This is a genomic window from Cryobacterium sp. Y11 (assembly GCF_002929535.1).
In the GTDB taxonomy this organism is placed as follows: Bacteria; Actinomycetota; Actinomycetes; order Actinomycetales; family Microbacteriaceae; genus Cryobacterium.
In genome coordinates, this window is sequence record NZ_PJJO01000061.1 from 134,266 (window position 1) to 157,986 (window position 23,721).

The window sequence follows — 23,721 nt, forward strand, 5'->3', positions numbered from 1 at the left end:
GGGCCGGGCGTCCCGTTGCCGTGAGGGGTCCTCCAACCGTCACCCGGCCTGCTTGGAGGAAATGGGGGAAATGCGCGACATCGGGACAGCAGCCGCCCGCCACAGGTGCATTCCCGCGTAGCTGCGCCAGGGTGCCCAGTCGGCACCGCCGGCCGCGAGCGCGCGCGGGTCGACCGGTAAGCCGAGCCGGCCGGCACCCTGCCGCAAGGCCAGGTCGCTGGTCAACAGAATGTCCGGGCTGCCCAGCACCCGCATCGCCACATACCCGGCCGTCCACGGCCCAATGCCGGGTAACGCCACCAAACTGGCTTCCAGGTCGGCCCGCGTTTGCCCGAACGAGAGTGCGAGTTCGCCAGACGCCAGCAACTCCGCCACGCGCAGAATCGTGTTGATCCGCGCGCCCGGCCCGCGCAGCACGGCCCGCCCGCCGGCCGCGATCTGCGCCGCCGTCGGAAAGAGCAGGCCCAGTTCGCCGCCCGGGCCCGGCAAGCGGCTGCCGAGCGCCTCGGCCAGTCGAGAGAGCGCCGTGCGCGCGCTCGCGACCGAGACCTGTTGCCCGATCAGCGCCCGAAACACGGTTTCCTCGGCGTCCATGCTTCCCGGTACGCGCAGGCCGGGCGTTCTGGCGACCGACGCGGCGAGAGCCGGATCGGCGGCGAGCTGGGCGTCGATCGCCTGCGCGTCGGCGTCCAAGTCAAACAGGCGCCGCACCCGGCTGACCAGCGGCGCGAGGTCGGCGAGGTGGGATAGACGGATGCTGCAGGAAACCGACGGGGCAGCATCCGTCCCCGATAAGGTCACCTCCACCACGCCCGTGCCGTGCGGCAGGCGCACGGTGCGGGCATAGCCCGAATCACTGGCTGACTCAACGTCGGGCAGGGCGCGGGTGGCGAGAAAACGCAGCACTCCGGGGCCATCGAACGGCGCCCGGGCCGGAAGCTGAAGCGACATTTTGGTCTCGGCGTGGTCGGAGGCCCGCGTTAGGGATGTGAACGGTGTGCGCCGCGCCGCGCGCACCTCCGAGGGGGTGCGCTCATACACGGCGGCAATGGTGTCGTTGAACTGGCGCACGCTGCCAAAACCGGCAGCGAAGGCGACGTCGGTGATCGAAAGCTCGGTGTTCAGCAGCAGCAGGCGTGCCGTCTGGGCCCGGTGCGCGCGGGCCAGGGCAAGCGGTCCGGCACCGAGTTCGGTGACCAGCACACGGGTCAGGTGCCGAGGGGTGTAGCCGAGGCTGGCCGCGAGCCCCGGCACGCCGTGCCGCTCGACGATGCCGTCCGCGATCAGCCGCATCGCCCGGGCGGCCAGGTCGTCGCGCATATTCCAGGCCGGCGAGCCGGGCACGGCATCGGGTAGGCAGCGCTTGCAGGCGCGCAGCCCGGCCTCGTGCGCAGCCGCAGCGGTGAGATAGAACGACACGTTGCCGGGTTTGGGCGTCGTGGCAGGACAACTCGGCCGGCAATAGATGCCGGTCGAGTGCACACCGGTGATGAACTGGCCATCGAAGCGGGCATCACGCGACGACATGGCCCGGTAGCGCTCGGCGAAGACCCGGTCGGCCAGTGGCGGATCGGCCTCGGGCAACGCGGCGGCGGAACGGATCATTCTCTCAGCCTGCCACGCGCGCGTGCACACCGGTAGCGAAAATCAGACATGGCGCGCCTCGATAGGCTGAAGGAATGAACGCACTGACGCGCCTCCAAACCGAGCTGGGCGACATCGTCAGCACAGACCCGATTGACCTTGCGGCCAGCCGCACCGACAAGTCCGGCTGGGTCGCCGACGGCACACCGCTCGCAATCGTGCGCGCGACCGCGGTGCAACAGGTACAGGCGGTGCTGCGCATAGCAACCGAGTTTCGGGTGCCGGTGGTGACGCGCGGTGCTGGTACCGGCCTGTCCGGCGGAGCCTGCGGCACCGACGGTTCGATCGTGCTCAGCGTGGCCGGTCTGAACCGCATCCTCGAAATCAATGCCGACGACGAACTCGCCGTCGTCGAAGCCGGCGTGATCAACCAGCAGCTCAACGATGTGCTCGCGGAACAGAATCTCTGGTTTGCGCCCGATCCGGCGAGCAAGGCCATCTCAACGGTCGGCGGCAATATCGCCACGAACGCCGGCGGGCTGCTCTGCGCCAAGTACGGCGTCACCCGCGAGGCCGTGCTCGGCCTGACCGTCGTTCTGGCCGACGGAAGCCTGCTGCGCACCGGCCACCGCACCATCAAGGGCGTCACCGGCTACGACCTCACCGCCCTGCTGACCGGCTCGGAGGGAACGCTCGGCGTCATCGTCGACGCGACCGTGCGGGTGCGAGCGCGTACCGCGGGCACGGTCGCCACGATCGGCGCGGTCTTTGAGACCGTTACCGCTGCGGCCGCGGCCAGCGCTGCCATCACGGCCGCGCGCATCCGCCCCGCCGTGATGGAACTCATCGACCCGATCGCCCTCGCCCAGATCGCAACCTACCTCGGCCCCGACTGCTCGGCCGGACTACCGCTTCGCCGCGGCGCGTTCTTGCTCGTGCAGACCGACGGCCCCGCGGCGCTCGCCGAGGCTGAGCAAGCTCTTATCGTGCTGCGCGCAGCCGGCGGCGAGGCTACCCTGTCAACGGATGCCGCCTCCGGCGACCGCCTGCTGGCCATCCGCCGGGCCATGCATCCGGCCCTGGAACAGCTGGGCCAGGTACTCATCGAAGACGTGTCAGTACCGCGCTCACGCATGGCCGAGATGTTTGCGGCCATCGCCGAAATCAGCGCGCGCACCGGAATCCCCATTCCCACGGTCGCCCACGCCGGCGACGGCAACCTGCACCCCAACTTCGTGATCGCGCGCCGGCCCGGCGAGAGCGTGGATACCCCAGTGCCCGACGAGATCTGGGCGGCAGCCGACGAGATGTTCCGAACCGCAATCGCTCTGGGGGGCACGCTCACCGGTGAACACGGCGTCGGCGTACTCAAGCGCCGCTGGTTGCGCGACGAAATCGGCGATCGAAGCCTCGACCTGCAGCGCCAGGTCAAAGCGGTGTTCGATCCGCTGGGTATTCTCAATCCCGGCACCATGTTTGAGGGCTGAGCGCTGCCACCGGGCGGCGTCGGCACGGGGTGATTCAACACCTCGCATCGCGCTGATCGGCCCGATATTCTCAAGTGATGAGTCCCGACCAGCCGTCAGGCCAGCCGCCACAGCCTGAGCCGACACCGTCGAGCCAGACACAACCGCGCTGGTCGTCGGCTACGTCGGGCCAATACCTGCCGGTGCTGGCGAGCCCGAGCCCGGTGCAACCGGTCTGGAGCCGGCCGGTGCGCCCGTCGCGCACGGGTGCAATCGTGCTCGGTACCGTCGGCATTGTGCTTGCGGGGCTGGCCCTGTTCGCCGTCTTCGTGTACCTGACCACGTTTCTTGGTGCTGGAGCGCTGCTGTTCGGCCTGCTGCTCGCGCTCGTGCCGCTCGCGGTTGTGCTTCTCGCCGTGCGTTGGATCGATCGTTGGGATCCGGAGCCGCGCCCCGCCCTGATCTTCGCGTTCCTCTGGGGCGGCGGCATTTCCGCTGTGACCGCTCTCGTTTTCGATCTCGGTGTGCAGATCACGATTGCGGCGAGCTCGGGGGCGCTCGCCGGGAGCGATTTCGCATCCGCAGTCATTCAGGCGCCGATAGTCGAAGAAATCGCCAAGGGGTTCGGCGTGCTCGTTGTGTTCCGGGCGGTACGCCGGCATTTCAACGGTCCGCTCGACGGCGTCATCTATGCGGCGACCATTGCAGCCGGCTTCGCATTCTCCGAGAATATTCAGTATTTCGGCCTGGCCGTGACGGACGGCGGCGGGCACAACCTCGGCAGCACGTTCTTGCTGCGCGGGGTCTTCTCGCCGTTTGCGCACGTCACATTCACCATCTGCACCGGACTGGCCCTGGGCATGGCCGCCCGGCGCGGCGCCTCCACGGGCGGTGCCTTCGGCTTCTTTCTGCTCGGGCTCGTGCCAGCAATCGCCCTGCACGCGGTGTGGAACGGGGCCACCTTTGTGCTGACCGGTAACGCATCCATTCTTATGTACTACGTCGTCGTGCAGGTGCCGCTGTTCATCATCGCCATTCTCGTTGTCGTGTTTTTTCGCAGGCAGGAGGCGCGGATCACCCTGCGAAGGCTGCACGAATATTCGCAAGCCGGCTGGTTCACCGCGGACGAGGTCTCCATGCTCGGCACCGGAGCGGGGCGGCGTCAGGCCCTGGCCTGGGGCGCACGTCAAACGCGCGCGCGCAAGCTCGCCATGCGCCATTTCATAGCGGATGCGACCCGCCTCGCCTTCGTTCGCGATCGCCTCGTTCGCGGCCAGGGAACCCCCGCCCTCCACGCCAGGGAGGCGCGGCTGCTCGGGCTGCTCATGAACGACCGCTCCGAGGTGCTCGGTCAGCCGCTCCCGGGAACAGCTCCGGCGGCATAGAGCAGCTCAGTTGTAGACCCTGGCCCTGCTGAGGCTCGCTTTAAACAGAAACTCGCCGCTTCGGTGGTGTGGCAATGCCGACGACTCTACCGATGCGACGAGTTGGTGTATGACTAGAGTGCACCCCCGGCGCGCTGGACGCAAGCATTATTTTTTTGGGCGTGGTCGGTGTGCAATCGGGCGCCGAATCCGGTTGGATGGGGTCATGACTGATTTGAATTCCAAGCCCGAAATTGACTTTCCAGAGGGCGCTGCGCCCGAGCAACTTGAGATCATCGATATCGTCGTCGGAGACGGCGCCGAGGCAGCTACCGGCGCGACCGTCGACGTGCACTACCTCGGTGTCGAGTTCGAGTCCGGCGACGAGTTTGACTCGTCGTGGAACCGCGGCCAGTCGATCAACTTTCCGCTGCGCTCGCTCATCGCAGGCTGGCAGGAGGGTATCCCCGGCATGAAGGTCGGCGGACGTCGCAAGCTCGTCGTGCCTCCACACCTCGCCTACGGCCCGGCCGGCTCTGGTCACCGCCTCTCCGGACAAACCCTGATCTTCATCATCGATCTGCTCGGCGTCAGCTAGGCACAGCTGTACTGCGATCACACAACGGGCTGCGGCTGCGGCAGTCGCATCCCGTTGCGCGTACCGCTACGACCGGTCGATTCGCACATGCTTGATCTTGGACGGTGGCGCGCCCGGCGGCCACCACGCGGGCTACATCAGGGCTGTTGTCGGCTCAGGGCCCAGAGCGAACCGACGCCCGGTGATCTGTGTCGGCATGATTTCGACAAAGGTCGGCTTGACCGTTGGAATCAGCGGTTGCAATGGCAGAGCGGCTGCGGCATCAATGTCACGTTGGGCATCGAGCGCCTGCGCCGTTCCGCGCACGACAACGCTCCATGCTTCGTCTCGGCCAACGCCATCCGTTTCGAACGCCACGGTGTGATTGACGGTGAGCTCCAAAAGTTTGGTGCCGGCCGCCGTACGAAACAGCAGTCGTCGATCGGCCGCGACGAAATTGACCGGAAAAATGTCGGGCACGCCACCGACGGCGACCGCGAGGCGACCCAAACTGGCCGAAAGCAGGGCATTCCAGCATTCCTCTTCGGTGAGGATCTGCACGGGGTTCCAGGTGGCGTCGACATCGTCGTAGGTCATGTTCCATAGTCACACGCTCCGGCGTTGAGATCGAGGGTGGATCGGCAAAAGTCGGCCTGTTCCTGAGAAAATCTCCGACCCCCACTTTGCGGGGTTCTTTATCGGTAAGCTGGGAAATTACCCAGCGTGGCACATACGTGGCGGCACCGCAATTGTCGATCGCGGGCCGCAATCTATTCTTTGAGAAAGTTCCACCGTGAGTGCACTACCCGAAGTACCGGCGAAAACGCCGCCCAGCAGTTCACCCAAGGCCCGTCGTTTTGTCGTTCCGGCACCTCGAGTGTTTTATCCGGCACTCGGCATCATTCTCGCCGTCGTCATAATCGCTATCGCCTTTCCGGTACGGACCGGCGGTGTGCTCGCCCTACTGCAGGGTTGGGTGGTCGCCGGACTCGGCCCGTACTATATCGTCATCGTCGCAGCTTTCGTCATCTTCGCCGTCTGGATGGGCCTGAGCCGGTTCGGCGATATCAAGCTCGGCAAGGACGACGACGAGCCCGAATTTGGCCTGATGAGCTGGTTTTCGATGCTTTTCGCTGCCGGCATGGGCATCGGCCTGGTGTTCTGGGGCGCCTCAGAACCTCTTACCTTCTTCACCACCCCGAAGCCGGGGGTGACCGGCGATTCGGCGGATCTCGCCGGTGCCGCAATGTCGCAGACCTTCCTGCACTGGGGGTTTCATGCCTGGGCTATCTACGCCGTCGTCGGCCTGGCGCTTGCCTACTCCATCCACCGCAAGGGCCGGCCGGTTTCCATCCGCTGGGCCCTCGAGCCGCTCCTCGGCACACGCCGGGTCAAGGGTCGTCTCGGTGATGTGATCGACGTGATCGCCATCGTCGGAACCCTGTTCGGTGTTGCCACCTCGCTCGGCCTCGGTGTCAAGCAGATCGCCGCCGGCCTGAGCTTCCTCGGCGTGGTCGGTGAGGTCACCAACACCCTGCTCGTGGTCCTGATCGTCGTGATCACCATTTTCGCAACGGCCTCGGTTGTCAGCGGTGTCGGCAAGGGCATCAAGTGGCTCTCCAACATCAACCTCGGCATGGCCGGGTTTCTGCTCGTGGCCGTGCTGCTGCTCGGCCCCACGATGTACCTGCTGCGTTTACTCGTGCAGTCGATCGGCGGCTACTTCCAGAACGTGGTCGGACTCACTTTTGACACCGGAGCGTTCACTGGCGAGGTCGGTCTGGACTTTCAGGGTGCCTGGACGATTTTCTACTGGGGCTGGTGGATCTCGTGGGCCCCGTTTGTGGGCGTGTTCATCGCGCGCATTTCACGCGGACGCACGGTGCGCCAGTTCATCGCCGGCGTGCTGCTCGTTCCGACCCTGGTCACGTTCATCTGGTTCGCTGTCATGGGCGGCAGCGCCATCCGTCAGGCTTGGGAAGGTGACGGCGGCGGGCTCTTCGATCCGAAGGTTGGCATCGTCCCCGAGAATGTGCTGTTCAGCTTTCTGGGCACCCTGCCGTTCGGCGTGATCCTCTCGGTGATCGCGGTCATCATCATTGCGATTTTCTTCATCACGTCCGCCGACTCGGGTTCGCTCGTGATCGACATGCTCGCTTCCGGCGGTGACACCAACCCGCCCACGTGGAGCCGCATCATGTGGGCCGGGCTTGGCGGGCTCGTCGCCATTGCCCTGTTGTTAGCCGGCGGACTGGCCGCTCTGCAGACGGGTGCCATCTTGACCGCCATTCCGGTGAGCATCGTCATGATCGGCATGTGTATCGCCACCTACAAAGCGTTCCGCATGGAACACGAGGTTCTGGTCAGTCTCGAACGTCGACAGCGGCGCGAGGAGATGGCTCGGCGCATCGGCGAGACCGTGACCGCGCACCTTGAAGAGAACTTCGACGACCACTTCGGTGAGCAGGTCGACGGTCACATCGAAGCCGCGCTGACCGACGATCCAGCCCGCCGGCCGCGTTGGGGCCGTCGCCCCAAGATTTAGGGCCTGTTGGGTCGGGGAACCCTTGGACCTCGACCACGGCTGGTGTGTTCCGTATCTTCCGGTGGATCTTCGGTCCGCGAGCAATGGCACCACATCCGGTAGGGCCGTTTAGCCACCCATTCCCCCCTTTGACGCCACGACTGCCCAGGATAAAGAGCCTGTTGCAGAATGGGAATCCCTCCGGGTCCGACCACGACATGTGCCCAATTACGGACCCGATTACCCCATATTTTGTGGTCAACTTTCGGTCCGAAGGCAAAGCGCAACAAGCTCTAGAAACTGGGCCCGCGGTCTGAAGGTGGGCCCGGTTCAGGACCTCCCAGCTGGAAAACATTTCTTTGGGTCTTCTTTGCGGGTTGTCGGCAGTTTAGTGCTTGTATGCGTGATTTTTTCTCGGGAATGTCGGTGGTCGGGTGTTGAGTTGAATCATGAATAACATGGCGATGGACCTCACCCGGGCGGCGCGGCACGGGTTTAGCAATGCGACGTTGATGGTGCAGCAGGCCACCGTCGACGCCGCGGCACAGGCGATGGCGGAAACGGAGCGAGAAGCTGCCCGGTGGGCCGCCGGCGACGGCGGATGCCGCTGGACCGGGTGTGAACAACCACCAGCCTGGACAGAATCACACCACAACGAAAACTAGTCTGACCAGGGACTTTCCAACATCGACCACGCCATACTGCTCTGTAGCCACCACCACATACTGCTCCACAGCCGACACTGGAAAATCCTCCTCGGCGATGGCCAGTACTGGCTCTAACCGCCGATCGAGATCAACCCCGTACAAACACTGATCGCCCTGCCCAGCAAGAACCCGCTCATGCAGGAAAAAAGGCGAAACCACACCCAAAGTTGTTCAGCAGCCTCCTAGGGTCGAATGTTTAACGAGATCGAGTGTTGCCGATAACGCCTGAGGCGCATCGGCAACACTCGAATTTGTGGTTCTGTTACTTCTTTTGCGGGGGGCGCGTCATGCTCAGCACGTCGAGGGCTGTATCGAGCTCGGCGAGTGTGAGGTCGCCGCGTTCGACGTGGCCGAGCGCAATGACGGACTCGCGTACCGTCAGTCCTTCGGCGACGGCCTTCTTGGCCACCTTGGCCGCGGCTTCGTAGCCGATGACGCGGTTGAGCGGCGTGACGATCGACGGCGACTTCTCGGCCAAGGCACGAGCGTGCTCAATGTTGGCTTCGAGGCCGTCGACGGTCTTGTCGGCGAGCACGCGGGTAGCGTTGGTGAGCAGGCGGATCGACTCGAGCAGCGCGGTTCCCATCACCGGGATGCCGACGTTGAGCTCGAACGAGCCCGACGCGCCAGACCAGGCGATCGTGGCATCGTTGCCAATGACGCGCGAGCAGACCATGAGTACGGCCTCCGGAATGACCGGGTTGACCTTGCCGGGCATGATCGAGGAACCAGGCTGCAGGTCGGGAATGCTGATCTCGCCGAAACCGGTGTTCGGGCCGGAGCCCATCCAGCGCAGGTCGTTGCAAATCTTGGTCAGCGACACGGCGATGGTGCGCAGGGCACCGGAGGCGTCGACCAGCCCGTCGCGGTTGGCCTGAGCTTCGAAGTGGTCGCGCGCCTCGGTGATCGGCAGTTCGGTTTCCTGCACGAGCAGCTCGATGACGAGCTGCGGAAAGCCGTAAGGCGTATTGATGCCGGTGCCGACCGCTGTGCCGCCGAGGGGAACTTCGGCGATGCGGGGGAGGGCGGTGCGGATGCGCTCGATACCCAGTCGCATCTGACGTGCATAGCCGCCGAACTCCTGGCCGAGGGTGACGGGCGTTGCATCCATGAGGTGGGTGCGGCCGGCCTTGACGGCCTCTTTCCACAGTTCGGCTTTGGTCTCGAACGCGACGGCGAGGTGGTCGAGCGAGGGGACGAGCTCGTCGATCAGGGCGCTCGTCACAGCGATGTGCACCGAGGTCGGGAACACATCGTTCGAGGACTGGCTCGCGTTGACGTGGTCGTTCGGGTGCACCGAGCGGCCGAGGGCACGGGTCGCGAGGGTCGCGAGGACCTCGTTCATGTTCATGTTCGAGGAGGTACCACTGCCGGTCTGGTAGACATCGATGGGAAATTCGCTGTCGAAGTGGCCGGTGATGACCTCGTCAGCGGCCGAGGCGATCGCTTCGGCGATGTCCGCATCGAGTACGCCGAGCTGGGCGTTGGCGAGAGCGGCCGACTTTTTGATGCGGGCGAGGGCCGCGATCTGCGCGGACTCGAGTGTGGAGCCGGAGATAGGAAAGTTCTCGACGGCGCGCTGGGTTTGGGCACCGTAGAGAGCATCCGTTGGAACGCGGACCTCACCCATCGTGTCGTGTTCGATCCGGTAGCCGGTTTGTGCGGAGGTGTCCACCACTGTGTGCATTCCCTTTCGGTGCTATGTGAGAGTCGTGCTGTGCGCAACGGGTGCGCGGATGGTCGGGTCTAAATGACGCCGACCACGATGTTGGGGTCGGCGTGTCCTTCGCGAAGAACGTAGTTCGCACCGACGATAGCCAATGTACCGGCTGCGATGGCCGCGCTGATCACCTCGGACTGCTCGAGCAGCTCGGTGACCGTGTCTTTGAGATGCTCCCGGCCGACGTGGCCCGCATCGATCTGCGTTGGGTCCAGTTGAGCGGATGCCGCCTGCCCGCTCACTCGACGCACCGCCGGCACGATCTTTTCGATGATGCGCGCGATATGCACGGGCAGAGCCGGGGCATCCGTGCTTTGAGAATCGATTGCGGCACGTACAGCACCGCACTCGTCGTGGCCGAGTACCAGGATGAGCGGAACGTGCAGCACCGCCACCGCATATTCCAGCGAACCGAGCACGGACGATGAAATGACCTGGCCGGCGTTACGCACGACGAACAAATCTCCGAGGCCCTGGTCGAAGATGATCTCAGCGGCGAGCCGGGAATCACTGCAGCCGAATAAAGCGGCGTGCGGGGTCTGCTGGCCGACCAGCTCGGCCCGCCGGTCGACGTCCTCCCGGTGCCTAGGGGTGCCGGCGACGAAGCGTACGTTGCCCTCGCGCAGTTCGTTCCAGGCCTGGGCTGGGGACGGGTGGGCAGCAGACATTGGAGTCATGTGGTCGCGTTCTCCTGAATATTGGTGGCCAGCGCGGTGGCGAGGGTCTCGAATTCGCCGGTGGGCGCGGTTCCGATCAATAGGTAGGTGCTCGTGCCAGCGGTCGTCACGAGCGCATAGTCGAAATTACCTCGATCGGCTGCGGGGGCGCTGTTGCGGTAGACGTCCCAGGTGACGCCGGCGATGCTGACGGTGTCAACGACGGGGGAATCCGGCAGTTTCTGGGCTAGCCAGGTGGGGTCGGCGTCGAAGGCCTGGTTGAAGCCGATGAACTGGTTCTCCGGCGTGATCAGACCGATATACCAGGACGGAACCTGGCCGTTGCTGCCGGCCCGCCACTCGGCGTCATTCGCCGTCCAATCGGCTGGCAGGGCGGGGCTCGCCAGGGCCTGGTCGACGACGGGTTGCATTCGGGCGGCGACGCTCGCGTAGTCGACGTCGCGAGTGATCGGGTTGTCAGTGCGCGGCACCAGCAGCACGAGCACGAGCACCGCTCCCACGGTGACGAGAAGTGAGAGCACCAGGTTGTTCACGGTCTTGTGGGACCGATACTTGCGCGAGTTCTCGGCGAGCCGGTCGGCGGTCTCCTGCGGAGTTTCCGGTCGACCGAGCTCGGCGACGACGCGCGGCGGTTTGGGGGCGCGGCTCATCTGGCGGGCGTGGCGTCTTCAGAGGGTGTCGTTGCTGCCAGGCGGGCCGCGTCAAGGCGGGCTTTCGCTCCGATCAGCCATTCCTCGCAGCGGCGGGCCAGTGCTTCGCCGCGTTCCCACAGTGCCAGGGACTGCTCGAGGGTGCTTGACCCCTGTTCGAGTTCGTTGACCACGCGAATGAGTTCATCGCGGGCCTGTTCGTAGCTGAGATCACTGATGGCGGGGGCAGGCGAGGTCATAGCATCCATTCTAATTATTTCGACGCGGCGGCGGGCACGGCCGCGGTGGCAGCGACGGTTCCATCGGCCAGAGTCAACAGCAGCTCGGTGCCGGCTGGGGCGTCTTCGGCTCGGCGCAGCACGTGGCCGCCCGGCAGTTGGGCGATCGCATAGCCGCGATCGAGGGTGCCCTGCGGCGACAGAGCGCGCAGCTGGGAGCGCAGTTCAACCACGGTGGCTCCGGCACGCTCGAGAATGCGCCCGGTCAGTTCGGCTCCGCGGGCGACGTAGCGGGTGAGGTCTTCGCTGCGGGAATCGATGATCCAGCGCGGGTCGACGAGAGCCGGTCGGCTGCGCAGCTGGGAGATCCGGTCGATTTCCGACGAGAGGATGCCGGTGAGCCGGCCGCTGAGACGCGCCCGGGCCTGCTGCACCCGGTCTAGTTCATCGCTGACGTCGGGAACGACGCGCTTGGCAGCATCCGTCGGGGTAGACGCTCGCAGGTCGGCCACCTCGTCGAGCAGCGGACGGTCGGCCTCGTGCCCGATCGCGCTGACCAGCGGCGTGACGCAGGCGGCCGCGGCGCGCACCAGGCCCTCATCGCTGAAGGTGAGTAGGTTTTGAAAGTCGCCACCGCCGCGCGCGACGATGATGACGTCGACCTCGGGGTCGGCGTCGAGGCGCTGTATTGCGCTGGTCACCTCGCCGACGGCGCGATCTCCCTGCACAGCCGCGTGAGCGACTCGAAAGTTCACGGCCGGCCAGCGCAGCTGGGCGTTGCGAATAACGTCTTTCTCGGCGTCGGAATCTTTTCCGGTCACCAGGCCGATGCAGTGCGGCAGAAACGGCAGGCGCTTTTTGCGGGAGGCATCGAACAGGCCCTCGCTCGTGAGCTGCTTGCGCAGCCGTTCGAGCCGTTCGAGCAGGTCGCCGAGTCCCACGTGGCGCATTTCGAAGGCCTGCATGGTGAGCGTTCCACCCTTGACCCAGAAGTTGGGTTTGACCAGGGCGACAACGCGATCGCCGGCCTTGAAATCGGCGGTGAGTTTGGCCCGAACCGACGACCAGATGGTGAAACTCACCGTGGCGTCTTCGGAGAGGTCTTTCAGCTTGCCGTAGACGTTGCCGCCGCTGGCACCCCACTGGGTGATCTCACCCTCGACCCACACCATGCCTAAGCGTTCGATGTATCCACGAATTTTGCCCGAGAGCAGGGCGACCGGCCACGGCGTTTCGACGGTGGCGGGGGCGTCCGTCATGCGGTGGTCCTTGATATGGCGCTGACGTGGGGCACAGGCTGGTCCTCCCAGAGTTGTTCGGTCGTGCGTGCGTAGACTGAGGCGGTGAACACCAGCATTCAAACGAAAAGCACTGCGCCAGTTCAGAGCACTGTGCCCGTTATCGGCTTGGGCATGCCGCGCATTCCGAGCGCACGCAACAGGCTCAAGGATACCCCGGTGGTCGGACATAAGCGGGTGCTGCTCGCGGCCCCGCGCGGCTACTGCGCGGGAGTCGACCGTGCGGTCATCGCGGTCGAGAAGGCGCTTACGCACTATGGCGCACCGGTGTATGTGCGCAAGCAGATCGTGCACAATGTTCACGTTGTCTCTGAACTTGAAAATCTGGGGGCCATCTTCGTGGACGAAGTCGACGAAGTTCCACACGGCGCGCACATCGTCTTCAGCGCGCACGGCGTCTCGCCGGCCGTCGTCAATGCCGCCGCTGCCCGAGGCCTGCAGGCCATCGACGCCACCTGCCCGCTGGTGACCAAGGTGCACCGCGAAGCCGTGCGCTTCGCTCGTGATGATTTTCAAATTTTACTGATCGGCCACGAAGGCCACGAAGAGGTCGAGGGCACCGCCGGTGAAGCACCAGAGCACACCACGCTCGTCGGCAGTCCCGATGAAGCCGACACGGTTGTCGTGCGCGACCCGAGCAAGGTGGTCTGGCTGTCGCAGACCACGCTGAGTGTTGATGAGACCATGGAAACCGTGCGCCGGCTACGGGCGCGTTTTCCTCTGCTGCAGGATCCGCCCAGCGACGACATTTGCTATGCCACCCAGAATCGTCAGGTTGCTATCAAGAAGGTCGCGCGCGACTCCGACCTGGTGATCGTGGTCGGCTCCGCCAACTCCTCGAACTCCGTACGACTGGTCGAGGTGGCGCTGGAGTACGGCGCGACGGCTGCCTATCGCGTCGACTTCGCCAGCGAGGTCAAACAGGAGTGGCTCGACAACGCGACGACCGTGGGGGTGACGAGTGGGGCATCCGTTCCTGAAGAACTCGTCGTCGAACTGCTCGAGGCGCTCGCCGACGCCGGCTATGCCGACGTCGAGCAGGTGAAGACCGCCGAAGAAGACCTGATCTTCTCGCTGCCGAAGGAACTGCGTACGAACGTCTCGGGCGAAACGGATGCGCGTGCCTTCGGCGGTCGCACCGCCGCAGCCGAGTAGACGGCCGGGGCGGTGCAGCTGCTGAAAGCTACTGGCGACTAAGGAATTCGATCAGGGTCGGGTCATTTAGCATTGCGGCGACCGTGAACGCGAACATCGTCACGGTCGACACGGCGCCGGCGATCAGCGGCACGTAAAAGGCTCGGCGGCGCCGCAGCAGAAGGCGCACGGACAGCGCGGCCGCGGCGAGCCAGATGAACACGACCGCAATGGCACCGACCGAGGTCAACGGTCCGATGCTGGCGGCCGGCGTGTAGGTGCCGAGGCCCTGTTGGGTGTAGATCAGCTGCATCGCATCGGGGAGTGCGCCGAGCGAGAAGGCGCCATACACGGTGGCCAGCAGTCCGAAGATCAGCAGCCCGATGGTCAGTGGTCGGTCCCAGCCCGGCACGGCGCGCTGCGGCGTCGGGTTCGGCGCGTACGGCTGTCCCGGTATGTAGGGCGTCGACGGGGCGGTCGGCGGCTGCGCGGGCAGGGGCGCGCCAGCTCCCGCCCCATCGGCGGGGGCGGGAGTGTCAACCCGGTCTGTGCCCTGCGGCGGTTGCCACGTCCAGCCCTCAGGAGCGAGTTCGCCGTACTGGGGGCGGGGACGTGGGTCCTGTGCGGGGGGAACGGAGTCCGGGTTCTCTGTCATTGCTTTACTGCTGTCATTGCTCTAACTGCGTGCTCTAACTGTTTGAGTGCCCGGCTGAGCCGAGCTGGCGGGTGGCATCGACGACGCGAGCGGCCATAGCCGACTCGGCCACCTTGCCCCAGGCGCGCGGGTCGTAAATCTTCTTGTTGCCGACTTCGCCGTCAGCCTTGATCACGCTGTCATAGTTCTTGAGCATGTAGTCGGCGATCGAGCGGGTGAAGGCGTACTGGGTGTCGGTGTCGATGTTCATCTTGACGACGCCGTTGGCAACGGCTTCGGCGATTTCGGCATCCGTTGAGCCAGAGCCGCCGTGAAAGACCAGGTCGAGCGGCAGGGCAGCGAGCCCGAACTTGGACGAGAGGCCCGTCTGAATTTCCTTGAGCAGTTCCGGACGCAGCTTCACGTTGCCGGGCTTGTAGACGCCGTGCACATTGCCGAAGGTGAGGGCGGCCATGTAGCGGCCCTGTTCGCCGAGGCCGAGGGCCTCGACCAGCTTGATGGCGTCGTCGAGGGTCGTGTACAGGTTCTCGTTCACGTCAGCCTGAACGCCGTCTTCCTCGCCGCCGACAGCACCGATCTCAACCTCGAGAATGGCATTGATGGCGCGGGTGCGCTTAAGAATGTCGGTGGCAATGTTCAGGTTCTTGTCGAGCGCGATGGCAGAACCGTCCCACATGTGCGACTGAAAGATGGGGTGACCGCCATCGGCTACTGCCGACTCGGACGCTTCGATGAGCGGAATGACGAAATCGCCGAGCGCGCCCTCCGGGCAGTGATCGGTGTGCAAGGCGACGGTGATCGGGTAGTTGTCGGCGACGGCGTGCGCGAAACGGGCAAAGGCGAGTGCGCCGGAGGCCCTGTTCTTCACGGTGTGGCCGGCGAAGTAGTCGGCGCCGCCGGTGGTGACCTGAATGATTCCGTCGGATCCGGCCTCGGTGAGGCCCTGAAGTACGGCGTTGATGCTCTGCGACGAAGACACGTTGAATGCCGGGTATGCGAACCCGCCAGACTTCGCTTTGTCGAGCATTTCGGCGTACTGGTCGGGGGTTGCGATGGGCATTGCGTCTCCTCGGAGGTGTGCGGGGGTGTGATCCGAGTCTAGCTACGCCCGCCCTGGTGTTCCGTCGCGATAGGGTGACTCGGGCGGACACTCCGCGCGATCCGCCGCGCATCCGTCGTAATCGAAGTCGAACTTACGTCCGGGAGGACCATGTGAACAGCACCGAGACCGCCACCCTGTTTCAACACCCCGACCGTAACCTCGCCATGGAACTCGTGCGGGCGACCGAAGCCGCCGCCATTCGCGCTGTGCCCTTCATCGGCCGCGGCGACAAGAACGCCGCCGACAAGGCCGCCGTCGACGCCATGCGCGCCTTCCTCGGCACCGTCAACTTCGACGGCCTCATCGTCATCGGCGAGGGCGAAAAGGACGAAGCCCCCATGCTCTTCAACGGTGAGCACGTCGGCAATGGCCGCGGTCCCGCCTGCGACATAGCCGTGGACCCGATCGACGGCACGAGTCTCACCGCCGCCGGCCGTCAAAACGCGGTATCGGTCATTGCCGTTTCCGACCGCGGCACCATGCTCGACGCCTCGTCGATCTTCTACATGGACAAAATCGTCACCGGTGCCGCCGGGCGCGGTGTGGTCAGCCTCGATCAGTCGATCGCTGACAACCTTCAGGAGCTAGCCAAGGCGATGAAAAAGCCCGTCGGCGAATTGACGGTGGCCGTGCTTGACCGTCCACGCCACGCCGGCCTGATCGATGCCATCCGCAGCGCGGGCGCTGGAACGCGCCTGATGCTCGACGGCGACGTAGCCGGTGGCATCAACGCCGCCCGCTACGAGACCCGCATTGACATGTGCGTCGGTATTGGCGGCAGCCCGGAAGGCATCACAACGGCCTGCGCGCTCAAGGCGCTCGGCGGTTACATGCAGGGGCGCCTCGCCCCGAAGGACGACGCGGAACGCGCGCGCGGCGTCGCGGCCGGGCTCGACATTGACAAGCTGTTGGAGATTGATGACATGGTCAGCGGCGACAACACGTTCTTCGTTGCGACCGGTGTAACCGATGGCGGGCTCGTTGACGGTGTGCGCCGCAAGGGCCCGATGATTCGCACCGAGAGCATCGTGCTGCGCTCGCGTTCGGGCACGGCACGTCGCGTCATCGCGGAGCACCTCGCCGAGAAGTGGCTGTAGGCCTTTCGCGCTAGTTCTTGAGGAAGCTGCACGTCGCGGGTCTGTTCGTTCAGACTCGGGGCGGGCAGCTGTTTTGTTTCATCCTCCGGTAATTACACGCGCAGGTCGGATTCTGAATCGTCTAATGTGTGGTCGTCTAAAGTGTCCAGACGGCTTTTGATCGCGGTGTGCTGAGCCTCATTCAATTCGGCACCGTCCAATTCACCTGGAAGGTGCAGAGTGTCGCGTTCTTCAGCCGGCGCCTCCAACTCTGGCGCGGTCAGCTTGCGCGGAGAATCATGAACGATAGCCGGTTCGGTGAGCAGCCCGATCTTGGTCTGGTCGATCCCGGGAAATTGACGGGCGGTCACGAGCACCCGCGACTCGAGCGAATTGGCGAACTTGTTGTAGCTGTCCACCGTGCGCTCGAGTGCCTTACGCAGTGACTCGGCGTGGCCGCTCAGAGCACCGAGCCGTTGGTAGAGGGCATTGCCGAGGTCGAAGAGTTTCTGCGCCTCATCGGTGACCGCCTGCTGCTGCCAGGTGAACGCCACCGTCTTGAGCACGGCCCACAGGTTGACCGGCGAGGCCAGGGCAACCCGTTTGCTGAACGAGTAATCAAGGATGGACGGGTCCGCTTCGAGCGCCGCCGACAGCAGGGACTCGCTTGGAATAAACGCGATCACGAACTCCGGGCTGGCATCGAAGCCTTCCCAGTAGGTTTTCTTAGCGAGCGCGTCGATATGGGCGCGCACGGCCTTGACGTGCTTGTCGATGAGTACCTGGCGGCGGGCGCCCTCCTCGCCGGTGGCCGTGAACGGAATCGTGCTCGCTTCGATGTAATGCTCGAGCGGAACCTTGGCGTCGATCGCTATTGACTTATTGCCGGGCAGGCGCACGACCATGTCCGGTCTGCCCAGTCCGGCATCCGTCGTGATATTGGTTTGCGTGTTGAAATCCACATATTGGGCAAGCCCGGCCGCTTCGACCACGCGTCGCAACTGGGTCTCGCCCCAGACACCGCGGGTGCTGTTAGAACGCAGCGCGCTCGCGAGCGACTCGGTGGTCACCCGCAGCTGCTGGTCGGAGATCTGCGCCTGCTTGAGCTGCTCCGACAGCGAACCGTATTGTTCGCTGCGCTGGGTTTCGAGTTCGGTGACCTTCTCTTGCATGGTGCGGAGGGTCTCACGCACGGGGCTGAGGGCCTCGAGCACGAGGTGCTCGCGCTTTTCCCTGTCGGACTGCAACCGCTGGTCTGAGCGCTGTCGTTCCGTGGCCTCACGCGTCGACGCCCGGTCATGGTCGATCTGCGCATTCAGACCGTCAACGGTCGCGAGGGCAGCAGACAGCTCGCTCTGCAGCGCCGCGCGAACGGTCGCCTCGCTGGCTCGAGCCTCGGCGAGGGCTACCTGGTGGCGGGCATCGAGCACGGCTGGGTCGACCGAACCGTCACCCGCGCCGGTCGTGAGGCGGCGTTGCAACAGCACCATGGTGAAGAGGGCGCCCAACGCGGCGCCGATGATGAGACCGACGATCAAACTCAGCAGTGGATCCATGCTTTAAGTCTGCCAGCGCCCACCGACATCGTCGGAATGACACTCGGATCAGGATAAAAACGTGCTAGTTGAGCGCCATTGGTCCGTGAGTCGAGGCGTATTCCTTCGTGGCAACCGGACCGATCACGCCGACCTTGACCCGGGTCACGTGGGCGAGCTGCTCGAGGGTGTCGACCTCATGTCGTTTGGCCGCGTGAATCATAATGGCCGCGCACGCCTCGGCATCGGCCAGTGCGTTGTGGTGCGAGAAGTCCTCAAAGCCGGCCGCCATCGCAGCGACGGGCAGTCGATATGACTCCAGGTGGTAGGTGCGGCGAGCGACCTGCAGGCTGCAGACATAGTGAAAGTCGGGCACCGGCTGGCCCGTCACGAGTGATGCCGTTTTGATGACACCGAGGTCGAAGCCGGCGTTGTGAGCGACCAGGTAGTCGTCACCGACGAAGGCGACCAACTGCGGAAGTTGCTCCACCCAGCTGGCCGCGCCCACGACATCCGCTGCGGTAATGCCGTGAATGCGCGTGTTCCACTCGGAGAACGCGTCGTGGCCGGGCGGCGGCGAAATGAGCCAATAGGCGGAATCGACGACCACCCCGTCACGCACCTTCACCATTCCGACCGAGCACGCCGAGGCGCCCGAGGAGTTCGCGGTTTCAAAATCGATGGCGGTAAAATTCAGCACATTCTATGTTCTCACGGGCCACCGACACGGGCCGCCGACAAGGCCTGCGACGACGTGGCCGGTAGAATGGTCTCTCGTGGCTCTTACTATTGCAATCGTCGGACTCCCCAATGTGGGCAAGTCCACCCTCTTCAACGCCCTGACCAAGAACAACGTGCTCGCAGCGAACTACCCGTTCGCAACGATCGAGCCCAACGTTGGAATCGTGAACCTTCCCGATTCGCGCCTGGCCGCCCTGGCAACCATTTATGGCAGCAAGGCCCTGCTGCCGGCACCAGTGTCGTTCGTCGACATCGCCGGCATCGTGCGTGGTGCGAGCGAGGGGGAGGGCCTCGGCAACAAGTTTCTCGCCAACATTCGCGAAGCGGATGCCATCGCCCAGGTTATCCGCGGCTTCGCTGACCCCGACGTGGTGCACGTCGACGGCAAAGTCAACCCGGCCGGCGACATGGAAACAATCAATACCGAGCTGATCCTCGCCGACCTACAGACCCTCGAGAAGGCCGTGTTGCGTTTCGAGAAAGAGGTCAAGGGGCGCAAGATGGCGCCGCTCGTTCTGGAGACCGCGCTCAAGGCGCAGGCCATCCTCGACGCCGGTCAGCCGCTCTCCTCCGCAACGCTCGACATCGAGTCGATCCGTGAACTGGGCCTGCTCACGGCGAAGCCGTTCATCTACGTCTTTAACGTCGATGAGGCAGTGCTGCAGGACCAGGCCAAGCTCGACACCCTCGCCGCGCTCGTCGCCCCAGCGAACGCCGTGTTCCTCGATGCCAAGCTCGAGAGTGAACTGAGCGAACTTGACGCCGAAGACGCCGCCGAGATGCTCGCCTCGACCGGTCAGGCCGAAAGCGGTCTCGACCAGCTCGCCCGCATCGGATTTGACACCCTCGGCCTGCAGACCTATCTCACTGCCGGACCGAAAGAGTGCCGCGCCTGGACGATTCACAAGGGTTGGACCGCGCCGCAGGCCGCCGGAGTCATCCACACTGACTTCCAGAAGGGCTTCATTAAGGCGGAGATCTTCTCCTTCGAAGACCTCATGGCCGCCGGCTCGATCGCCGAGGCCCGCTCCAAGGGCAAGGCCCGCATCGAGGGCAAGGAATACGTCATGCAAGACGGCGACGTGGTGGAGTTCCGCTTCCAAGCAACATCTGGTCAGAAGTAAGGACGCCGGGGGATGATCAAGTCGGCTAACCAGTACCCCGTGCACACCCTCTTCAGTCATGAAGGGAACGTCCTCTACAAAATTCCGGCGTATCAGCGTGAGTATTCGTGGCACAAAGCTCAGTGGGAGGACCTGTTCGAGGACCTGATCGACGCTGACGGGGCGCACTTCCTTGGCACCATCATCACGCTCGATCAGACCACTGACACGCTGGAGGGTAACATCCTTCAAGTGGTTGATGGCCAACAACGGCTCACGACACTGACGCTCCTCCTAGCTGCCGTGTACTCGGTGCTCAAGGATCACGTCGATGACCTCGACGATGACACGCGGACCGACGTCATCAACCTCGGGCGTCAGCTAGTGCGCAAGATTGACGGACAGCCGAGGGTGACGCCCCAAAAGCAGGGCCTGAACCTCTTCGACTACCTCAAGGTGCTCGAGGAGGCTGGGTTGCCGGTCGAAGGCGAGTGGAAGCCGTACTACCCGAGCCGACGGATCGCGAAGTGCTACCACTACTTCCGCTCCGCCATTCTCAAGCTCGCTGAAACAGAGGACCTGGCGGAGACAGAGGCCGCGCTTCGAGTGCACGAGGCGGCTATGAAGGCGGTCATCGTGAAGATCGAAGTGGCCAGCCATTCGGACGCCTTTGTTCTCTTCGAGTCGCTCAACAACCGCGGCATGCCGCTCTCGCCGGTGGATCTAATTAAGAACCACCTGCTCGCCGAGTCCGAGAAGAAGAAGATTATGAACGTCGACCAGGCGTTTAGGCACTGGAACGAAATGCTGACGAGCCTCGGCGACAATTATTCCACCCAGGAGCGTTTCCTACGGCACTACTTCAACGCCTTCAGGTCAGAGCTGCCCGATGTACCCAACGCATCTGTGGCTACGAAGTCGAACCTGATCCGCATTTACGAGACGCTCCTGGAGCAGGACCTCAAGAAAGTGGCTGATGCCCTTGTAGACGCGAGCAGGATCTACGGCCGCATCAATTGTGTTGTCGAGCTCGACCAGCCGACATCGCTTGACAGGGCCTTCCAGAGGCTCATGCGAGCCCAGGGCGCCCCGTCCTACGTCCTCTTAATGTGGCTGATGGCGAAACAGAACGACCTGAAGCTCAGCGAAGTCGATGTGGGAGCAATCGCCGATCTCCTCACGAGTTTCTTCGTCCGTCGCAACTTGACGGGCTACCCGCCCACGTACGCGCTGGCAAAGCTTTTCATGACAACCATTGGCGCCATCGGCGCAGCCAAGGGACAGGACATTTTCTGGGTCGTCGCCGAGAAGCTAACCACCGTCTCGGCGGCCGACGACGAGTTCCGTGCTCGGCTTCTGGGCCGCATCTATGACGAGAACACCGACGTCGCAAGGTTTGCCTTGACCACACTCGCCGAGGACGAGATGACCAAGGAGACGAGGGTCGACCTGTGGCGCCAGGAGAAGAACCACTTCGTGTGGACGATCGAGCACATCCTTCCGCAAGGTGAGAACCTGCCCGGCGCCTGGGTGGAGATGCTCGGGGGTAAGGAAGTGGCTTCCCTGGTTCAGGAGGAACACAAGCACCGGCTCGGCAACCTCACTGTGACGGCATATAACAGCAACCTCGGCAACAAATCGTTCGCGGAGAAGCGCGACCGTCAGGACTCTAAAGGACGGCAGATCGGTTATCGCAACGGACTTTCACTGAATGCCGAGTTGGCGACGCGCGACTCGTGGACGAGTGCTGACATCGAGCGCCGCACGCAGGAGTTGGCTTCGAGAGTGATGTCGCGCTTCCCGCTTCCTAATGGTCCGAGTCAACGTGGGCCGGCCGACGGCGACGTGGTGGAGTTCCGTCACCAAGCAACGTCTGGCTAAAAGTGATTGTCGATGCGTGATCTGAGTTCTCTTCTTGAGAGTGTCCGGGATCGCGATGCCCGCGTGCTGTTCAACGAGGCACTTCGGGCCTACCAGGCCGGAGCCAACCGCGCATCTATCGTTTCGATCTGGATAGCCGTCACATCTGACCTGATCACGAAAGTGCGTCATCTTGCTGAGCAAGGTGACGGTGCGGCGGCGGCGGCAATGCGTGATGTGCATGCATTTGTCGAGGGTCGCGACGTTAGGAAGATGCAGGCGTTCGAGAATGGTCTCCTCGAATTGTGCGCGGACAAATTGCAGCTTCTCACTGCACGTGAGAAAAGCGAGTTGACGCGGCTTTATGAAGATCGCAATCTTTGTGCTCATCCTGGATATGAGGAAGGTGCAGAGTCCTTCCATCCGACGGCTGAGCTAGTACGAAGTCACTTGGCGATGGCGTGTGACGCCGTCCTCTCGCAGCCCGGCATTGCCGGGCGTCAAATGATTGCGACGTTCCTTACGGAGCTTGAAAGCGATTCGTGGTCAGAGGACGACGTCGCGAGTTACCTCCGCACGAGGTACTTCGAGCGCTCTCGTGATCAAGTAAAGCGAAATCTGTCAGAGATCTTTGTGAAGGGATGTATCGAGCCGCCCAAAGGCGATAATAACTTGGCGTTCAGGTGCCTTCAATGCGTTCGAGCGCTACACGAATTCGACCACGATCGGTTTGACCTCGCCGTCGAATCTGTGTTGTCGAAGCGTGAGCAAGGGGGTCAACTCGGAGACAAAGACCTACTTCGGGCTGTCGGTGCTTTGGGCCCCTTCGACGCGATGTGGAAGCGCTTGCCGTCTACCTCGCGGATGAGGCTGATCGCATTATTAAAAGTTGCACCTCTCGGGTCGCTTGTTGAGGAGCGGTTTTTTGCAAGCGGTCCGCCGAGTGATATCGAAGTTCGCGACCTTTACAACGGCATTCTGGATAGGGCTGGCATCGACGAAGTCGACAACCAGCTTAATCGCCCTTATGACCGTGGTCAGTGGGCGGACAAGGCGTTGACGTTTCTTGCGGAGTCGTCGAACTATCGAGTAGCCGAAGCAAACATGCGGCGGGTACTGAAGACCACGGAAGCATTTCAGCTGCGCCACGTGGAAACATTTGCGGAGACAATCCTTCATAACGATCAGGTGCGTGTTGCGTCCGACATGCCAGCGCTGGCTTTGAAGGCCTTGGAAGATACGGTGAAGATCGTCGGCGCTCGGCAGGTGTGGGTAGACCTTGCAGCTGAATTGAAGGCGCGCAATCGCGCAGACCCGAGTGGTTCGTCAAGCTATTACTCCTACGACGGACTGTCAGGGTTCCTGGCTACCTAGGCCCGGCTCGCCAACAGGCGTTCGAGCGCAGACAGCGGCGCGCTGGAGTTCCGTTTTTCTTGCAACATCTGGGCAGAAATAGCCTCACAGACCCCCGAACCGGCGTCTTCGTGCGAACAGTATGCGTGAAACGAAAAGGCTCAGTGCCCTGCGCCGCGAACACTCCTGACGAGTCTGATTTGCAGCGGCACGGGGGCCCCAGAGTGTTGAGGGAACAAGCGTGACTACGGCGGTCTTCAGCCGCGACGGTGGAAGTTTGGCGCAACACGTATTCAGCGAAACAAGACCGGTCTAGCGGCGCGCAGGGTGACAGCACTCACAATCCCGGACGCCGACTTATTGCTCGCTCCCGGCGA

Annotated in this window: 21 protein-coding genes; 10 read left to right on the top strand and 11 right to left on the bottom strand. The window is 63.7% G+C overall.

The genetic code is table 11. The features are described from left to right. Positions 1 to 39: 39 nt before the first annotated feature. Positions 40 to 1,605 (bottom strand): AlkA N-terminal domain-containing protein, encoded by a 1,566-nt coding sequence (locus CXY75_RS17300; protein ID WP_104084040.1) that lies wholly within the window; start codon positions 1,603 to 1,605, stop codon positions 40 to 42. A 74-nt stretch (positions 1,606 to 1,679) separates the two neighbouring features. Here CXY75_RS17300 and CXY75_RS17305 point away from each other — a divergent pair, with 74 nt between their 5' ends. The 3 genes from CXY75_RS17305 (at position 1,680) to CXY75_RS17315 (ending at position 5,012) form a co-directional block, all read left to right on the top strand. Continuing rightward, entirely contained in the window at positions 1,680 to 3,071 is a 1,392-nt protein-coding gene (locus CXY75_RS17305; RefSeq protein WP_104084041.1) for an FAD-binding oxidoreductase, read from the top strand. 77 nt (positions 3,072 to 3,148) lie between these two features. Beyond that, positions 3,149 to 4,435, top strand: coding sequence for a PrsW family intramembrane metalloprotease (locus CXY75_RS17310; protein WP_104084042.1), 1,287 nt, complete (start codon positions 3,149 to 3,151; stop codon positions 4,433 to 4,435). Between the two features lie 205 nt (positions 4,436 to 4,640). Next, positions 4,641 to 5,012, top strand: coding sequence for an FKBP-type peptidyl-prolyl cis-trans isomerase (locus CXY75_RS17315; RefSeq protein WP_104084043.1), 372 nt, complete (start codon positions 4,641 to 4,643; stop codon positions 5,010 to 5,012). Positions 5,013 to 5,144: 132 nt separating this feature from the next. Here CXY75_RS17315 and CXY75_RS17320 read toward each other — a convergent pair whose 3' ends face one another. Then, positions 5,145 to 5,588: a pyridoxamine 5'-phosphate oxidase family protein gene (locus tag CXY75_RS17320; RefSeq protein WP_104084044.1), complete on the bottom strand. Its 444-nt coding sequence runs from the start codon at positions 5,586 to 5,588 to the stop codon at positions 5,145 to 5,147. A gap of 196 nt (positions 5,589 to 5,784) precedes the next feature. Here CXY75_RS17320 and CXY75_RS17325 point away from each other — a divergent pair, with 196 nt between their 5' ends. Together CXY75_RS17325 and CXY75_RS19555 are read left to right on the top strand one after the other, a co-directional pair. Further along, entirely contained in the window at positions 5,785 to 7,536 is a 1,752-nt protein-coding gene (locus tag CXY75_RS17325; protein WP_104084045.1) for a BCCT family transporter, read from the top strand. Between the two features lie 428 nt (positions 7,537 to 7,964). Beyond that, a complete protein-coding gene (locus CXY75_RS19555; RefSeq protein ID WP_146069523.1) occupies positions 7,965 to 8,180 on the top strand; it encodes a hypothetical protein in 216 nt (71 codons plus the stop codon). Positions 8,181 to 8,484: 304 nt separating this feature from the next. Here the strand turns inward: CXY75_RS19555 and CXY75_RS17335 are convergent, their stop codons facing one another. The 5 genes from CXY75_RS17335 to xseA are packed head-to-tail and all read right to left on the bottom strand — an operon-like array spanning position 8,485 to position 12,746. Continuing rightward, a complete protein-coding gene (locus CXY75_RS17335; RefSeq protein WP_104084047.1) occupies positions 8,485 to 9,909 on the bottom strand; it encodes an aspartate ammonia-lyase in 1,425 nt (474 codons plus the stop codon). 59 nt (positions 9,910 to 9,968) lie between these two features. Next, a complete protein-coding gene (locus CXY75_RS17340; RefSeq protein WP_369826747.1) occupies positions 9,969 to 10,619 on the bottom strand; it encodes a carbonic anhydrase in 651 nt (216 codons plus the stop codon). Beyond that, entirely contained in the window at positions 10,616 to 11,269 is a 654-nt protein-coding gene (locus tag CXY75_RS17345; protein ID WP_104084049.1) for a DUF4245 domain-containing protein, read from the bottom strand. The genes CXY75_RS17340 and CXY75_RS17345 overlap by 4 nt, the downstream gene beginning before the upstream one ends. Continuing rightward, positions 11,266 to 11,517, bottom strand: coding sequence for an exodeoxyribonuclease VII small subunit (locus CXY75_RS17350; RefSeq protein WP_104084050.1), 252 nt, complete (start codon positions 11,515 to 11,517; stop codon positions 11,266 to 11,268). The genes CXY75_RS17345 and CXY75_RS17350 overlap by 4 nt, the downstream gene beginning before the upstream one ends. A gap of 5 nt (positions 11,518 to 11,522) precedes the next feature. Beyond that, complete coding sequence (gene xseA, locus CXY75_RS17355) at positions 11,523 to 12,746, bottom strand: exodeoxyribonuclease VII large subunit (protein WP_104084051.1); 1,224 nt, start codon at positions 12,744 to 12,746, stop codon at positions 11,523 to 11,525. Between the two features lie 153 nt (positions 12,747 to 12,899). On the opposite strand from xseA, the gene CXY75_RS17360 reads away from it, so the two are divergent. After that, complete coding sequence (locus CXY75_RS17360; RefSeq protein WP_104084391.1) at positions 12,900 to 13,940, top strand: 4-hydroxy-3-methylbut-2-enyl diphosphate reductase; 1,041 nt, start codon at positions 12,900 to 12,902, stop codon at positions 13,938 to 13,940. Positions 13,941 to 13,968: 28 nt separating this feature from the next. Here the strand turns inward: CXY75_RS17360 and CXY75_RS17365 are convergent, their stop codons facing one another. Both CXY75_RS17365 and fbaA read right to left on the bottom strand, forming a co-directional pair. Next, positions 13,969 to 14,574, bottom strand: a complete 606-nt coding sequence (locus CXY75_RS17365; protein ID WP_104084052.1) for a DUF6264 family protein — start codon at positions 14,572 to 14,574, stop codon at positions 13,969 to 13,971. A 34-nt stretch (positions 14,575 to 14,608) separates the two neighbouring features. Beyond that, positions 14,609 to 15,634 (bottom strand): class II fructose-bisphosphate aldolase, encoded by a 1,026-nt coding sequence (gene fbaA, locus CXY75_RS17370; protein WP_104084053.1) that lies wholly within the window; start codon positions 15,632 to 15,634, stop codon positions 14,609 to 14,611. Between the two features lie 206 nt (positions 15,635 to 15,840). Between fbaA and glpX the strand changes: the two genes are divergently transcribed. Beyond that, a complete protein-coding gene (gene glpX / locus CXY75_RS17375) occupies positions 15,841 to 16,773 on the top strand; it encodes a class II fructose-bisphosphatase (protein ID WP_104084392.1) in 933 nt (310 codons plus the stop codon). A 92-nt stretch (positions 16,774 to 16,865) separates the two neighbouring features. Here the strand turns inward: glpX and rmuC are convergent, their stop codons facing one another. After that, complete coding sequence (rmuC, locus tag CXY75_RS17380) at positions 16,866 to 18,308, bottom strand: DNA recombination protein RmuC (RefSeq protein ID WP_104084054.1); 1,443 nt, start codon at positions 18,306 to 18,308, stop codon at positions 16,866 to 16,868. A gap of 64 nt (positions 18,309 to 18,372) precedes the next feature. Continuing rightward, positions 18,373 to 18,987 carry an exonuclease domain-containing protein gene (locus CXY75_RS17385; protein ID WP_104084055.1) on the bottom strand — a complete coding sequence of 205 codons (615 nt, stop codon included), beginning with the start codon at positions 18,985 to 18,987 and terminating at the stop codon, positions 18,373 to 18,375. Between the two features lie 76 nt (positions 18,988 to 19,063). Between CXY75_RS17385 and ychF the strand changes: the two genes are divergently transcribed. From ychF to CXY75_RS17400, 3 genes are read left to right on the top strand one after another with little or no spacing between them, the layout of a single operon-like run. Next, on the top strand, positions 19,064 to 20,152 hold the full coding sequence (gene ychF / locus CXY75_RS17390; protein ID WP_104084056.1) for a redox-regulated ATPase YchF: 1,089 nt from the start codon (positions 19,064 to 19,066) through the stop codon (positions 20,150 to 20,152). A 12-nt stretch (positions 20,153 to 20,164) separates the two neighbouring features. After that, positions 20,165 to 22,012: a DUF262 domain-containing protein gene (locus tag CXY75_RS17395; RefSeq protein WP_104084057.1), complete on the top strand. Its 1,848-nt coding sequence runs from the start codon at positions 20,165 to 20,167 to the stop codon at positions 22,010 to 22,012. Between the two features lie 12 nt (positions 22,013 to 22,024). Further along, on the top strand, positions 22,025 to 23,365 hold the full coding sequence (locus CXY75_RS17400; RefSeq protein WP_104084058.1) for a hypothetical protein: 1,341 nt from the start codon (positions 22,025 to 22,027) through the stop codon (positions 23,363 to 23,365). The last annotated feature ends 356 nt before the right edge of the window (positions 23,366 to 23,721 follow it).

What these genes read in the sequence shown, in the direction of transcription:
- CXY75_RS17300 (WP_104084040.1), bottom strand. Translation starts at nt 1,605, where the DNA reads ATGATCCGTTCCGCCGCCGCGTTGCCCGAGGCCGATCCGCCACTGGCC.
- CXY75_RS17305 (WP_104084041.1), top strand. Translation starts at nt 1,680, where the DNA reads ATGAACGCACTGACGCGCCTCCAAACCGAGCTGGGCGACATCGTCAGC.
- CXY75_RS17310 (WP_104084042.1), top strand. Translation starts at nt 3,149, where the DNA reads ATGAGTCCCGACCAGCCGTCAGGCCAGCCGCCACAGCCTGAGCCGACA.
- CXY75_RS17315 (WP_104084043.1), top strand. Translation starts at nt 4,641, where the DNA reads ATGACTGATTTGAATTCCAAGCCCGAAATTGACTTTCCAGAGGGCGCT.
- CXY75_RS17320 (WP_104084044.1), bottom strand. Translation starts at nt 5,588, where the DNA reads ATGACCTACGACGATGTCGACGCCACCTGGAACCCCGTGCAGATCCTC.
- CXY75_RS19555 (WP_146069523.1), top strand. Translation starts at nt 7,965, where the DNA reads ATGAATAACATGGCGATGGACCTCACCCGGGCGGCGCGGCACGGGTTT.
- CXY75_RS17335 (WP_104084047.1), bottom strand. Translation starts at nt 9,909, where the DNA reads ATGCACACAGTGGTGGACACCTCCGCACAAACCGGCTACCGGATCGAA.
- CXY75_RS17340 (WP_369826747.1), bottom strand. Translation starts at nt 10,619, where the DNA reads ATGACTCCAATGTCTGCTGCCCACCCGTCCCCAGCCCAGGCCTGGAAC.
- CXY75_RS17345 (WP_104084049.1), bottom strand. Translation starts at nt 11,269, where the DNA reads ATGAGCCGCGCCCCCAAACCGCCGCGCGTCGTCGCCGAGCTCGGTCGA.
- CXY75_RS17350 (WP_104084050.1), bottom strand. Translation starts at nt 11,517, where the DNA reads ATGGATGCTATGACCTCGCCTGCCCCCGCCATCAGTGATCTCAGCTAC.
- xseA (WP_104084051.1), bottom strand. Translation starts at nt 12,746, where the DNA reads ATGACGGACGCCCCCGCCACCGTCGAAACGCCGTGGCCGGTCGCCCTG.
- CXY75_RS17360 (WP_104084391.1), top strand. Translation starts at nt 12,900, where the DNA reads ATGCCGCGCATTCCGAGCGCACGCAACAGGCTCAAGGATACCCCGGTG.
- CXY75_RS17365 (WP_104084052.1), bottom strand. Translation starts at nt 14,574, where the DNA reads ATGACAGAGAACCCGGACTCCGTTCCCCCCGCACAGGACCCACGTCCC.
- fbaA (WP_104084053.1), bottom strand. Translation starts at nt 15,634, where the DNA reads ATGCCCATCGCAACCCCCGACCAGTACGCCGAAATGCTCGACAAAGCG.
- glpX (WP_104084392.1), top strand. Translation starts at nt 15,841, where the DNA reads ATGGAACTCGTGCGGGCGACCGAAGCCGCCGCCATTCGCGCTGTGCCC.
- rmuC (WP_104084054.1), bottom strand. Translation starts at nt 18,308, where the DNA reads ATGGATCCACTGCTGAGTTTGATCGTCGGTCTCATCATCGGCGCCGCG.
- CXY75_RS17395 (WP_104084057.1), top strand. Translation starts at nt 20,165, where the DNA reads ATGATCAAGTCGGCTAACCAGTACCCCGTGCACACCCTCTTCAGTCAT.
- CXY75_RS17400 (WP_104084058.1), top strand. Translation starts at nt 22,025, where the DNA reads ATGCGTGATCTGAGTTCTCTTCTTGAGAGTGTCCGGGATCGCGATGCC.